12 protein-coding genes and 1 pseudogene are annotated in these 13,126 nt (G+C 43.0%); 8 read left to right on the top strand and 5 right to left on the bottom strand.

Features of this window, described 5'->3' with window-relative positions; genetic code table 11:
- Nucleotides 1–548: 548 nt before the first annotated feature.
- The 3 genes from LC653_RS14600 to LC653_RS14590 form a co-directional block, all read right to left on the bottom strand.
- Nucleotides 549–1,175: a cytochrome c oxidase subunit 3 gene (locus LC653_RS14600; protein ID WP_229495148.1), complete on the bottom strand. Its 627-nt coding sequence runs from the start codon at nt 1,173–1,175 to the stop codon at nt 549–551.
- A gap of 165 nt (nt 1,176–1,340) precedes the next feature.
- Nucleotides 1,341–3,077, bottom strand: a complete 1,737-nt coding sequence (gene ctaD / locus LC653_RS14595) for a cytochrome c oxidase subunit I (protein ID WP_229495147.1) — start codon at nt 3,075–3,077, stop codon at nt 1,341–1,343.
- 102 nt (nt 3,078–3,179) lie between these two features.
- Entirely contained in the window at nt 3,180–4,262 is a 1,083-nt protein-coding gene (locus tag LC653_RS14590) for a cytochrome c oxidase subunit II (protein ID WP_229495146.1), read from the bottom strand.
- Nucleotides 4,263–4,781: 519 nt separating this feature from the next.
- On the opposite strand from LC653_RS14590, the gene LC653_RS14585 reads away from it, so the two are divergent.
- From LC653_RS14585 to LC653_RS14570, 4 genes are all read left to right on the top strand, one after another.
- Nucleotides 4,782–5,774, top strand: coding sequence for a COX15/CtaA family protein (locus LC653_RS14585; RefSeq protein WP_229495145.1), 993 nt, complete (start codon nt 4,782–4,784; stop codon nt 5,772–5,774).
- A 205-nt stretch (nt 5,775–5,979) separates the two neighbouring features.
- The gene (locus LC653_RS14580; protein ID WP_229495144.1) at nt 5,980–6,936 is read left to right on the top strand and encodes a heme o synthase; all 957 of its coding nucleotides are present in this window, start codon (nt 5,980–5,982) and stop codon (nt 6,934–6,936) included.
- A 148-nt stretch (nt 6,937–7,084) separates the two neighbouring features.
- Entirely contained in the window at nt 7,085–7,282 is a 198-nt protein-coding gene (locus LC653_RS14575; RefSeq protein WP_372478178.1) for a DUF6888 family protein, read from the top strand.
- Nucleotides 7,263–7,475 carry a DUF6887 family protein gene (locus LC653_RS14570; protein ID WP_229485460.1) on the top strand — a complete coding sequence of 71 codons (213 nt, stop codon included), beginning with the start codon at nt 7,263–7,265 and terminating at the stop codon, nt 7,473–7,475. The genes LC653_RS14575 and LC653_RS14570 overlap by 20 nt, the downstream gene beginning before the upstream one ends.
- A 121-nt stretch (nt 7,476–7,596) precedes the next feature.
- On the opposite strand, the gene LC653_RS14565 is transcribed toward LC653_RS14570, so the two are convergent.
- Entirely contained in the window at nt 7,597–7,800 is a 204-nt protein-coding gene (locus LC653_RS14565; protein ID WP_229495142.1) for a type II toxin-antitoxin system HicB family antitoxin, read from the bottom strand.
- Nucleotides 7,801–7,912: 112 nt separating this feature from the next.
- Nucleotides 7,913–8,992 carry a protein kinase domain-containing protein gene (locus tag LC653_RS14560; protein ID WP_372478177.1) on the bottom strand — a complete coding sequence of 360 codons (1,080 nt, stop codon included), beginning with the start codon at nt 8,990–8,992 and terminating at the stop codon, nt 7,913–7,915.
- A 193-nt stretch (nt 8,993–9,185) separates the two neighbouring features.
- Between LC653_RS14560 and LC653_RS14555 the strand changes: the two genes are divergently transcribed.
- The 4 genes and pseudogenes from LC653_RS14555 to LC653_RS14540 all read left to right on the top strand — a co-directional run bounded on the left by LC653_RS14555 (nt 9,186) and on the right by LC653_RS14540 (nt 13,095).
- Nucleotides 9,186–10,061 (top strand): MBL fold metallo-hydrolase, encoded by an 876-nt coding sequence (locus LC653_RS14555; protein WP_229495141.1) that lies wholly within the window; start codon nt 9,186–9,188, stop codon nt 10,059–10,061.
- Nucleotides 10,062–10,429: 368 nt separating this feature from the next.
- Nucleotides 10,430–10,957 (top strand): annotated as a pseudogene (locus tag LC653_RS14550) (dihydroxyacetone kinase subunit DhaK); the annotation flags it as partial.
- A gap of 82 nt (nt 10,958–11,039) precedes the next feature.
- Nucleotides 11,040–11,678: a dihydroxyacetone kinase subunit DhaL gene (gene dhaL / locus LC653_RS14545; protein ID WP_229495140.1), complete on the top strand. Its 639-nt coding sequence runs from the start codon at nt 11,040–11,042 to the stop codon at nt 11,676–11,678.
- A 688-nt stretch (nt 11,679–12,366) separates the two neighbouring features.
- Entirely contained in the window at nt 12,367–13,095 is a 729-nt protein-coding gene (locus tag LC653_RS14540) for a hypothetical protein (RefSeq protein ID WP_229495139.1), read from the top strand.
- Nucleotides 13,096–13,126 lie beyond the last annotated feature (31 nt).

The raw sequence follows: 13,126 nt of genomic DNA, 5'->3' as shown, positions 1-13,126 counted from the left end.
CAGTAACTCCACCACGTAAAGAAGCATCTGTTGCTGTTTAATACCTTAGATTATTCATACTTTTGCTAAGTCTCTGATTAACTCAGCCCTGCTGGGTCATTTTGTATAGCTTAGTCTAAACTCCAGTAGGTAAAGAATAAAACTGTTTTATAAAATTCTAGAAACAGTCCTAATTTGATAGATATAGCGGTTCCCAATTGCATGGAATACAGACCTAACCCCCAGCCCCTTCCCTTCTAGCGTTGGGGAGTAAGATTCAAAGCCTCTCTCCTAAAAGGAGAGAGGAATGGAAGTGAGGTCAAAACTGTACTGCACCCAAGCGAGAACCACTATAAAATATAGGACTTACGCAAGAGTTACGGAATAACGAACCACAGAGGCGCAGAGGACACGGAGAAATAAGAGTTTGAGAGATATTTTGCGTAAGTCCTAAAATAATGTGACATCAGGGCAGTTAGCTGGAATGGCAGCATTCTGTTAATTAAAAAAGCCCCCTAGTGGGGGCCTGTTAAGTTGTCCGCGTGGAATGAACAACTAATAATTAATACTCACAGTAGATACAGTAATCCGAACAAAATAATCCAAATTACGTCAACGAAGTGCCAGTAGATTTCGGCTGCTTCAATGCCAAAGTGCTTTTCGTTACTGTAGTGACCCGGAAGGCGCGATCGCCACAACACGGCAACAATTGCCAAAACGCCGATGGTAACGTGCAATCCGTGGAAACCAGTCAAAACGTAAAATGCACTGGCAAATAAATTGGTAGTTAAACCAAATTCTAAATGGGTATATTCATATACTTGACCCACCAAGAAGATAGCACCCATTGCAGCAGTAATTGCTAACCAGATTCGCGCACCCCGCGCATCGTTCTTTTTGATAGCAGTGTCAGCATTGTGCATGACAAAACTGCTAGAAATTAGATTGATGGTGTTGACTCCAGGTAACAATAGTTCTAACTCTGGGGTACCTGCTGGAGGCCATGCAGGTAAGGTAGCACGGAAAGCCAAATAGGCTCCGAATAGTCCCATGAAAATCATCCCTTCAGCAATCAGGAAGACAATTAGCCCAAACAGACGATGGTCTGGATGTTCTTCGTGATGACCGACGGACGCTTCCGCCGCGTGATGATGATTTAGTTCGGTTTTAGCTGGGTCAATAGTTTGACTTTGCATGAATTTTGATAAGTGGGGAATGGGGAATGGGGAGTAGAGACGCGATTAATCGCGTCTGTACAGGAGTTAGGAGTAGAGACGTGATTAATCGCGTCTCTACAGGAGTTAAGAATTGTCATAACTCATCATTCATAACTCATAACTCTTCACTCCTAACTCATAACTCTATTTACGGTCTTCGGGATTGGCAGCAACTGCGGGGTCGGGTTCTGCTCTTAATACTGAGTTTGGGCCAGCAGATAAGACTGGATTGGGATCAGACAAAGGTACACCTTCTTTAGCCTTTTCCAAGCCGTAGTCGTAGGGGCCTGTAGCCAGTACTGGGGTTTGATCAAAATTCTCGATCGCAGGCGGTGAGGTTGTCATCCACTCTAAGGTAAGTGCCCTCCAGGGATTATTACCAGCTTTCTCACCGTATAACCAACTCCAAATCGCATTGATGATGAAGGGGAATGTCGAAACTGCTAGTATGTAAGCGCCATAGGTGCAGATTTCGTTGAGAAAGGTAAATTTAGGGTCATACTGGGCGATACGGCGGTTCATGCCCATTAATCCCAGCTTGTGCATTGGTAAGAAGGTCATGTTTAGACCAACTATTGTTAAGGCAAAGTGAACCTTACCCCAAAATTCGTTCACCATCCGTCCCGTCATTTTTGGGAACCAGTGGTAAATCGCCGCATAAATGCCGAGAACACTACCACCAAATAGGACGTAGTGCAAGTGTGCCACCACAAAATAGGTGTCGTGAACGTGAATATCAAAGGGCACTGCTGCCAACATTACGCCACTGATCCCGCCAATCACAAAGGTACCGACAAAGCCGATGGCGAACAGCATGGCGCTGTTAAGCTGGATTTTTCCGCCCCACATTGTTGCTAACCAGCTGAAAATTTTAATTCCCGTGGGTACGGCAATGATCATGGTGGTGATCATAAAGAACATCCGCAACCAACCGGGGATACCGCTGGTAAACATGTGGTGCGCCCAAACAATTAGCCCCAGAAAGCTAATGGCAAGAGACGAATAAGCGATCGCTTTATAGCCAAAAATCGGCTTGCGGGAATGCACCGGGATAATTTCCGAAATTGCCCCAAAAAAGGGCAAAATCATGATGTAAACCGCTGGGTGAGAGTAAAACCAGAACATGTGCTGGTAAACAACAGGGTCGCCACCGCCAGTTGGGTTAAAAAATGTTGTCCCGGCAAGTAAGTCAAAGGAAAGCAGAATTAGACCTGCTGCTAACACTGGCGTAGATACCAAAGTCAGTGCCGAGGTAGCAAACATCGCCCAGCAGAACAAGGGCATTTGGTGAACTCCCATACCAGGGATACGCATCTTGAGCAACGTGACGAGGAAATTGATTGCCCCTAAAATCGATGACGTTCCTAGCAAGAGGACGCTCATAATCCAAATTCCCTCACCTACTTGACCTGTTACCAAGCTCAGGGGAGGGTAAGAAGTCCAACCCGCATCCGGTGCATCGCCTACCACTAAACTGGTGATCAACAATAAACCCGCAGGGGGAATCATCCAAAAGGCAACAGCATTCAAGCGCGGAAATGCCATATCCTTTGCCCCAATCATCAAGGGGATGAGGAAGTTAGCAAAACCCGCACCAGCTGGCACGATCCACAAGAAAATCATGATCGTGGCGTGCAGCGTAAATAAGCTGTTGTAGACTTCAGGGGTGACGAAATCGACTTCTGGGGTTCGCAGTTCTGTACGAACCAAGTCAGCCATCACCCCACCAATGCAGTAGAAAATGAATGTAGTGACTAGGTATTGAATCCCAATCACCTTATGGTCGGTGTTGAAACTAAAATAGTCTTGCCATTTTCTGATCCCTGGCTCCTCAACAAGAGCAGGGGCGTTGGCAGTTTCTTGCACTTGAGCTTGGGTCATAGTCGTTAGTTATCTTTTGTCATTTGTCCTTTGTCAGTTGTCCTTTGTCATTTGTCATTTATTTAGACCAATGACTAATGACTAATGACTAATGACCAATGACTAATGGTGAACTTGATGGAGAATTTCTGGCTTAATTCCCATATCCTTGGTGTAAGGAGCGAGAAATTCATTTGGGGATAGATCGGCAGGGTTAACAGCAACGGCTTGATTTAGTGTTTCTTTGCTGGCAACTAGCTGTTCTTGTACCCATTTGTCAAAGGCTTCTTCTGGCTCAACGACTACTGTTGCTCTCATTGCACCGTGGTAAGGGCCACAAAGTTCAGCACAGATTAGGGCATAATCTCCTGCTTTTTTGGGGGTGAAGCGAATCTCGCTTTGCCTACCAGGGATCGCATCTTGTTTCAGGCGGAACTCTGGCACCCAAAAGGCGTGGATGACATCGTTGGCTGTCATATTGATTTCCACTTCACGCCCAATGGGGACGTGCATTTCACCTGTAGTTATACCAGTTTCAGGATAGGTGAAAAGCCAAGCATATTGTAGACCAGTGACATTGACCTGTAATCCTGCTGGTTTACCTGCTTTATCAGGAGTTCCCCCAATTGTCGGAGCAACAATACCTACACCTGGGGCATTCCGCTTTTGGGGAATTTGGTCAGCATTACGAACTTCTGCGGTAGCTGGGTCTTGCATTGCCTCATCAGATTTTTCTTGATTGAGGTTGGGTTCAGTGCTGGGAGGAGTATCACTTAAAGTTGCCGCCATCGCACTTCCAGGCATTGCCATTGACTCCTGACTCATCGGCGCTTGATGGATAGCATGGGGATCAAAGCCACCGATTTCGTTGTAGACATCAAAGCTGTAAACAGAAATACCGATAACGATAATTGCTGGGATCGCCGTCCAGAGAATTTCTAGAGGTACATTGCCCTCAACTGGTGGGCCGTCTTCATTGTCACCTGCACGCCGACGGTATTTAAATGCAGAGTAAATTAAAATACCTTCTACGAGCAGGAACATACCTGTAGAAATGATCATCATCGCGTTGAACAGACCATCCACCAATACGGCTTCATCTGTGGCTGCTGCTGGCAACAGTCCGTGATTTTGACCGTACCAAAGGCTGACTAGCGTTAGCACGATGCCAATGAGTAATGTCCAGATTGAACTTGGAATCTTCACGGCTTACTTAATTGAATTTACTACGTTACCTTAAAGCTGCTCACTTACTAAGGTAGTCTAGGCTGGAAGGCATGGAGTACAAAGGTCTGAAATTTTTATTAATTTTTTTAACTATTTTACTAATTTTGAGTACAAGGTGACTATCAGGAGGCAGAAGGCAGGAGGCAGGGGGCAGAAGGTAGGAGTAACCCAGATGCATTTAAAAGTATGGGATTTAACCACTGGGTTTTATACCCAAAACTAAAGTTTTCATTCATAATTATTTCCTCCTGCCTTCTCCTAAAATCAATGGAAAAATTTAAGGAAAAATTTAGAATGTTTAAATTAATTGTGATTAATCAATTTTTCACATCTTGAAAAATACCTAAAGCTTCAGGCAAAACCTTTCTGGAGTGATTCAAAGTATAAGTGAGTGCTAATCTATAAACCCTTAGCCTATACGCTAGGGTGGAGATAGGACACTAAAAGAAAATTGAAAATTTTAAGAGATCCACCAAGAGCGGGCAGAAGGTATCCTTCATGAGCGAATTTGTCCTACAACAAAATGAAGCGGCGCTTCAGCAGCAAAAACCCAAGGAAATGATTCGTCGCTTGGTGTGGAAAATATGCATAGCCACCTTAATTTTGATGGCAATAGGCAGCGCCACCCGCGTGATGAATGCTGGGCTTGCTTGCCCAGACTGGCCCTTATGCTATGGCGAACTGGTGCCAGCCAAGCAAATGAATCTCCAAGTGTTTTTGGAGTGGTTTCACAGATTGGATGCAGCTTTAATTGGTGTAAGCGCGATCGCACTCTTCGGTTTGTCCTGGTGGCATCGTCGTCTCTTACCCAAATGGCTGCCTTGGGCATCAACATTCGCCCTGTTTTTAATTGTCTTCCAAGGCATCTTGGGGGGACTTACCGTTACCGAACTGTTGCGGTTTGATATCGTTACCGCCCACTTAGGAACGGCGTTGTTATTTTTTAGCACTCTCCTGATTATCGGCACAGCACTCACGCCCTATCAAGGGAATGGAACCGTTGGTAAGTTGCCTTGGATAGGTTTAACTGCCGCTATTCTGGTTTACCTGCAAAGTCTACTAGGTGCTTTGGTAGGCTCTCGCTGGGCACTACACCAATGCCTCGGCGGTTCTCAACTTTGTACTGTAATGTACAGCCATATTGCTGGTTTGGTGCCGCCTTCCTTGGCAACCTTGGCAATGGTATTTATCTGTTGGCAAACACCAGCACTACATCCAGCCTTGCGGCGACTGGCAAATATAGCTGGTGGGTTGTTAACCTTACAAATCTTGTTGGGATTCGCCACTTTCAAATTACACCTCCAAGTTGAGCCTCTCACCGTCTCTCATCAAGCTATAGGAGCTGCTTTGCTGGGTACTTTGGTGGCTTTCACAGTTCTCGCACTGCGTGACTGGGCTACTAGCCGCGACATCACAGTGTTGAGCAATGACTGCGGAGTATGGAGTGAGGGAACAGGGGGAGTAGGGGAAGGAAGAATTTCTAACTCCTAACTCCTGTACAGACGCGATTAATCGCGTCTCTCCTGTACAAACACGATTAATCGCGTCTCTCCTAACTCAGCACTAAATTATGGCCGCAACGGCGAGTATTGCGACCCACGCAGGTGCAGAAAATCTGTGTTTTCATTTGCCTGAAAGAGCCACCTTGAGCGGGGGCTGCATATAAGTTGTTGAAAAATAAGGAACCAGAGCCAAAATGATTGAGACTAATGTCTCTCGCCACCACGAAACATTTTTACAGGTAATTCAAAGTTACTACCAGCTAACGAAGCCTCGGATTATTCCGTTGCTTTTGATTACCACGGCTGGGAGTATGTGGATTGCTGCTAAGGGAGAAGTAGACCCATTGTTGTTGCTAGTAACTCTCACTGGTGGCACTTTGGCTGCTGCAAGCGCCCAAACAATTAACTGTGTCTATGACCGGGATATTGATTATGACATGGAGCGGACGCGCCATCGTCCGATGCCTTCTGGTAAGGTTCAGCCGCGTGATGCTCTAATTTTTGCGATCGCACTGGCGACAATTTCCTTTACACTCTTGGCAGTATTTGCCAACCTGTTAGCCGCCCTGCTAGCTTTCTCTGGCATCGTCTTTTATATTTTGGTTTATACCCACTGGCTAAAACGCCACACCACCCAGAATATTGTTGTTGGTGGAGCGGCTGGGGCAATTCCGGCGTTAGTGGGTTGGGCTGCTGTCACAGGTACTTTAAGCTGGTCAGCATGGTTAATTTTTGCCATCGTCTTTTTGTGGACACCGCCCCATTTCTGGGCTTTAGCTCTGATGATTCGGGATGATTACGCAAAGGTGGGGATACCAATGCTACCTGTGATTGAAGGTGATACGGCAACAGTGAAGCAGATTTGGTACTACACGCTGGTAACAGTATTTGCAACCGTGTTATTGGTTTATCCTTTGGGCGCGAGTGGAATTCTTTATGCTGCGATCGCCCTAATTCTGGGAGGATTATTTATCCACAAATCTTGGCGGTTGTTGCAAAATCCAGAGGATCGCGCTGTAGCTAAAGAGTTGTTTCTCTTTTCCATTTCTTACATGATGCTGTTGTGTCTGGGGATGGTAGTTGATAGTCTTCCCGTTACCCATAATCTAATTAGTGCAGTGAGCAACCAGCTGCATCTCATAATCGGCTAATTCTTAGCTGGGGATTTAAGCCAAAAGAAATCGGGTTTGGGAAAAACCCGGTTTCTCAAAGATGCGTAGGCGTAACCCGCCGTAGGCATCGCACTTGTTATGCTACTTCTAAAGTTTTAGACTGATAAATACAACATATTGAAGACTACTGATTATTCCGACAGCAGAACAAACTCTACAGTGCTTTCTTGTTTGCCGAAGATTAACTATGATGTATCGACCTGTTTATCTAGTACGTTTAGATGAACGCACAGGCGAAATAGTCATCATAGCTGGTGAAGAAACCGAGATAGCGATTCAGCGTGATGGAAATGGACATTTAAAATATGAAACCAAATTTTCATGAAATGAGCCTCAAAGAATTACGAGTTTACGTGCTGGCTCATCAAGACGATAATGAAGCTTTCTATGCTTACATGGATAAGTCAAAAACAGAAGGAAATTGGGTAACAATGCCACCTTTGAATTCAATGGATGACTTTGATAATTATCCTGAGTTTATTGATAAAATTGTTAAAGATGGTGAAGGTCGAGTATAAGCTTTAAATAATCAAGCGATCGCGTTTGGTAAAAGGGCGCGATCGCATATCAACATTTCCATTCAGAATTGTCTCAGGATAATTTCAACTTCTCTAGAGGTCATGCGCCGGATACGCTCGCTCATGAGACAATAATCTCTCGCGCGATCGCACCAGGGGCTAACTCAATTGATTCCGGCTGTAAATACAATTGAATTGCTTCTTTAATATTTTCCAAAGCTTCTTCTTCAGTTTCTCCTGCTGAAGTACAGCCAGGTAACTCTGGACACCATACAGCCCAATCGCCTGTTTCTAGGTTTGATTCAAGAATCACGCGCCATTTCATAGCTAATCCTCTGGGATGTAATTATTGTAAATTAGGAACAGCGATGTCTACAACGGGCTATGACGCTCGCAGACTCGCTACCGCTACGCTATCGGCGTCGCATCTCTAAAACTTAAAATCTAAAATCTCCGTAACTTTCCCAACTATCCCAATCTCCCGAAATTTCCCCACTATCCCAGTCCCTCGAACTGTCCCAGCTTCTACGGGTTCCCCAATTTTTCCGTTGTCTGCAATCTTCTCCACTTAACTTAGTTGTATTCGATTTTAAATCTATATCTCGATTAGATTGTGGCTTATTACAAAAATCTAAATCTAGAAATACCTCATCTACCGATTGATAGCGTTCTTTAGCGTAGTCCTCAATCAATTTATCTAAAACTTTAATCAAAGAAGGTGTAATATTTGTCTCTTTGAGTAGATAATTTATCCATTTCCATTTACCATTTACTGCATCATAAAGTTCATCATAACCATCTGCATTTGGTAAACATTCTGTCAATAGCCGAATACAAGTTACACCTAAGCTATAAAGGTCGCTTGCAGGGAAAACTTGACCATGCATTTGTTCTAATGGTGTATATCCAGGCGTTCCTACTGTTGTGCCAACACCTACAAAAGTTTTTGTAATTTGTTTAGAAACACCAAAATCAATTAATATTAATTTGCCATCTAAGCGGCGCATGATATTTTCTGGCTTGATATCTCGGTGAATGACACCGCGTTCATGGATAAACTTTAAGATAGACAATAAATCAGTTAAAAGCTGTTTTATCTTTTCTTCACTAAAGGCTCCCTGTTGCTGCAATTCTTGTAATAAATTCTGCCCCGGAATCAACTCTTGTACCAAATAAAGCCGCTTATCCTGTTCAAAATAAGCAATCAAACGGGGAATTTGTGGATGTTCTCCCAAGTCATACAGACGCTTCGCCTCTTGCTTAAATAACTCTGTAGCTTTCTCAAGTGCAGCCGTTCCTTCAAATTGAGGGACAAATTGCTTAATTACGCAAGGTTCGTCTATCTTATCTGCATCCCTAGCTTCATAAGTTCTGCTAAATCCACCCTCACCCAAAAGTCGTATTACCCGAAAACGGTTTCTGAATAATGGTGTGAGTGTTTGTCCACACTTAATGCAAAACTTATTATCATCAGGGTTAAAGGGATTTGAACAACTGGAATTAAAACAGTGAAGCATATTTGAGAATATATCAGCAGATAGTGTCTATGTTCAGTTTTCCCAATTTCTGCTTACTGGGTTTCACGAGTCTTTATATTTTTGAGCAAATTTACTTCTAGTGGCATCTACAGTCTCAAGTTACTTTTGCTAGCGTAGTCATATAAGGTTTATCGCTCCCTAGGAAGCGCCTGGAAGCAAAAGAAGGATTAATATGGCTCATTTAAATCAGCGTCGTCCCCAAAATGTTAACGGCGATTTTTATGTAGATACTACCTGTATTGATTGTGATACCTGTCGCTGGATGGCTCCTGAAGTATTTTATGATGTTGATGACCAATCGGCTGTTTATCATCAACCATCGAATGAGGCGGAAAGATTAGCAGCGCTTGAAGCACTTTTAGCTTGTCCTACTAGTTCTATTGGCACAGTTGAGAAACCAAAAGATATCAAAGTTGCTCAACAAAAGTTTCCAATATTAGTAGCGGAAAATGTTTACCACTGCGGGTATCATTCTGAAAAATCTTACGGTGCTGCTAGCTATTTAATTCAACTTCCAGAAGGTAACATTTTGGTGGATTCTCCCCGGTTTACGCCGCCTTTAGTCAAGCGTTTAGAAGAACTGGGGCCAATTCGTTATATGTACCTAACTCATAAGGATGATGTGGCAGATCATCAAAAGTTTGCCGAGCATTTTCAGTGCGATCGCATCCTCCACGTTGATGATATTACTGCGGATACTCGCAATGTAGAAATACAGCTAACTGGTTCTGAACCATTTACTTTGACTCCAGATTTATTAATTATCCCAGTTCCCGGTCACACCAAAGGACAAACTGTTTTACTCTACAAAAATAAGTTTCTGTTCACTGGCGACCATCTCGCTTGGTCAGAAAGCTTGCACCAACTGACTGCATTCCACGGTGCTTGCTGGTATTCTTGGTCAAAACAGATTAAATCAATGCGTAATTTGGCTAATTATTCTTTTGAGTGGGTGCTACCAGGTCATGGGCGAAGGTTTCATGCTGATAGGGAAACCATGCGCCAGCAGATGCACAAGTGTATTGAGTGGATGGAATCTTTGAATTGACGTTTAATAACTGACAATTCAGGTCATATAGAAAAATCTTCTAGCCACATTTTTGTCAAAGTGAAGCTGTCACACTCACCGACATCCCGCCCAGAACTGAAGTTCCGGGCTGATAGCGAAAGTCCACTAAGCGTGGACTGAATTGATTATTTAGTCCACGCTTAGTGGACTTCAGCTATGAGACTCGGAATTCATTCCGAGGCGGGATAGAAACGCAGTGCGAGATTTATTAATAAAGATATGGCTGCGGACTTGTGTGTACACCGTAGCTTTTTAGTAGAGAGATTTAGAGAGGTCAAACTTTATTGCATACAAACCAGCGATCGCTATAACCTGGGTTTTAGAACCCTTTTAACCAAACACGGATTATGAAAAAGCTGATCAACAAGCCGGAAGATTTTGTGCGGGAAAGTCTAGAAGGTATGGCGGCGGCTCATTCCGATTTAATTAAACTGAACTATGATCCTGCTTTTGTCTATCGAGCCGATGCACCTATACAGGGTAAAGTAGCAATTATTTCTGGTGGTGGCAGTGGACATGAACCAATGCACGCTGGCTTTGTGGGCAGAGGAATGCTTGATGCAGCTTGTCCTGGTGAGGTTTTCACTTCACCAACTCCTGACCAAATGCTAGAAGCAGCAAAGCTTGTAGATGGAGGCTCAGGTATCCTTTATATCGTCAAAAATTACAGTGGCGATGTGATGAACTTTGAGATGGCAACAGAGTTAGCCCGTAGTGAGGGCATTCGATCGCTAAATATTTTGATTGATGACGATGTAGCAGTGAAGGATAGTCTCTATACCCAAGGACGGCGAGGTGTAGGAACAACAATACTGGCGGAAAAAATTTGTGGTGCGGCGGCTGAGGCAGGGTATGATTTGCCACAAATAGCAAATTACTGACATTGGGATGCTCTCTGTATAGATGAGGAAAACTTAAACCCTAAAATTACGAATTACGAATTACGAATTACGAATTATGTTGAGTCAGGCGCAGATATTACAATGGTTGCAGGCTTATGCAATCGAGATAGAGCAGAATAAAGCATATTTGACAGAATTAGATGCTGCGATCGGAGATGCGGATCATGGGATCAATATGGATCGCGGCTTCAAAAAGGTAAGCGCTCAGTTACCAACTCTTACAGACAAAGACATCAGCAACATTCTCAAAACTGTGAGTATGACGTTAATTTCTTCTATTGGCGGTGCTAGTGGCCCTCTTTATGGCACTTGGTTTTTACGAGCCAGTACAGCAGTAGTTGGTAAGCAAGAATTAACAGAACAAGATGTTTTAGGGCTACTCCAAGCAGGCTTAGACGGCATGCTGCAACGTGGCAAAGCGCAACTAGGAGACAAAACAATGGTAGATGTGCTATCTCCAGCTGTAGGCGCTTTTAGACAAGCTGTAGGAGAAAGTAAGGGAACGCTAGAAGCTTTGCAACAGGCTGTAGCAGCAGCCCAAAGGGGGTTGCAAGAAACTATACCAATGCAGGCGAGAAAGGGACGGGCTAGCTACCTGGGGGAACGGAGTATCGGACATCCAGATCCAGGAGGGACTTCTGCTTATTTGATGTTGAAGAGTTTGTTAGGGGTGTTGGAAAGTTCTGGGGAATAACGCTGGCTGTATCAAAGAGATAAATGGCTTACTAAAAACGTTTCCACAAGCTAGTCTGAGTATTTATTTTAGGCGATCGCGGCTATCTTTATGAAGACCATCCAAGATAACCAGACGAACCTTATACATTTCAACATTTCTGCAACAAACTAAATGTATCGTTAATACTCCGCTTTCTCTTGAAAATTTTTAAAATTAAACTCTTTCGTTCTCAGTTACTTTAGATTAACTTCATAAAGTTTCGTCTTCTAAGTCAGTAGAGGCTGTTTTAATAATTCAGTAAATCTGGGGTTATGATCTATTCCAAAATGAGCCTACATTTATCTTAATGCTTTCTGATTAGCTGTAGCACCGAAGTACAGCACTGAATAGTTTTCCCTCATTTAAAAATTGAATTTATGCATCTACTATCCATTTGTGAATCCTCAAATAAAGAACATTTATATAAAGCTTTTAGAGAAAGTGATTGCCCTGTATTTGAAAAAATATTCTTGTTGCTGCCTTGGTATAAATAAAGCAAAGGGTAGTAAAATATTTGGAATCATTTTATTGAACCTGATTAAATATTGAGATTGGAGTGTCATTAGATTATCTAGAGCATGAATTTACATAACAGTGCAAAATTTATGTGAAGCCTCAGACTGAAATCTAGTTTCTATAAAGCCCTCTAAACTTCAGTAAATATCTCATGCGTCACTTAAGAGCGACAGTTTTAGCTGTGGTTTTAATGTTTTTCGGAATAATAGTATTAAGCCATACACCAATCAGCGTGATGGCGCATGAAAAAATAGAAGCTGAGAAGGTAGCTTACATGTCATCTTTTAAATCAAACAGTAATAATACCGTTCAAGTAGATGGAATTCAATTTGAAACGATGATGCCTGAGCGTGTACTGCGAATTCCACCAAAGCCGTCTGATGCTAAAACTCAGGTTAAGTTTGGCATTCGTATCACTAATAATACAGCAAAACCTTGTAATTTCTTACTCTTCGCAGCGCGTCCAGAATTCCTCCAAGTAAACAAACAAAAAGTGCCACAGTTTGGGCCTATTGCTAACACATCTGCATCTCCAGAATTATCTGATTTTAAATTATTGATACCTGGAGAAAGTGTGAGTTTCTTAGTTGAAGGATATTTTGAATGGTTTGAAAATGAACTGAAGTTTACGTTTATGAGAAAAGATGCTACCTACTGGTGGTATGGCAATTTTGAATCTGGTACATACTCGATTAATGTCATATATGAAAATCCTTATCCTGCCTGGGAGCAAGCTAGTTGGGGAGATGGAATTATTTCTTTAATGCCAATGCGAAAGCTGCCAAGAAACAATTACCTACCACCTGAGATTCTCAAAATAGAAGATGTCTGGGTGGGTGAGATATTTACTTTCCCTCTTGAGTTTCGCCTTATCCAATAGTGAACTGAATTTTAGTTAGAATTTCGATCTA

The sequence above is a fragment of the Nostoc mirabile CHAB5784 genome (assembly GCF_020829645.1).
Taxonomy (GTDB): Bacteria; Cyanobacteriota; Cyanobacteriia; order Cyanobacteriales; family Nostocaceae; genus Nostoc; species Nostoc mirabile.
Note: the sequence above shows the minus strand (reverse complement) of the source record. Positions and strands in the feature narration are given on the sequence as shown.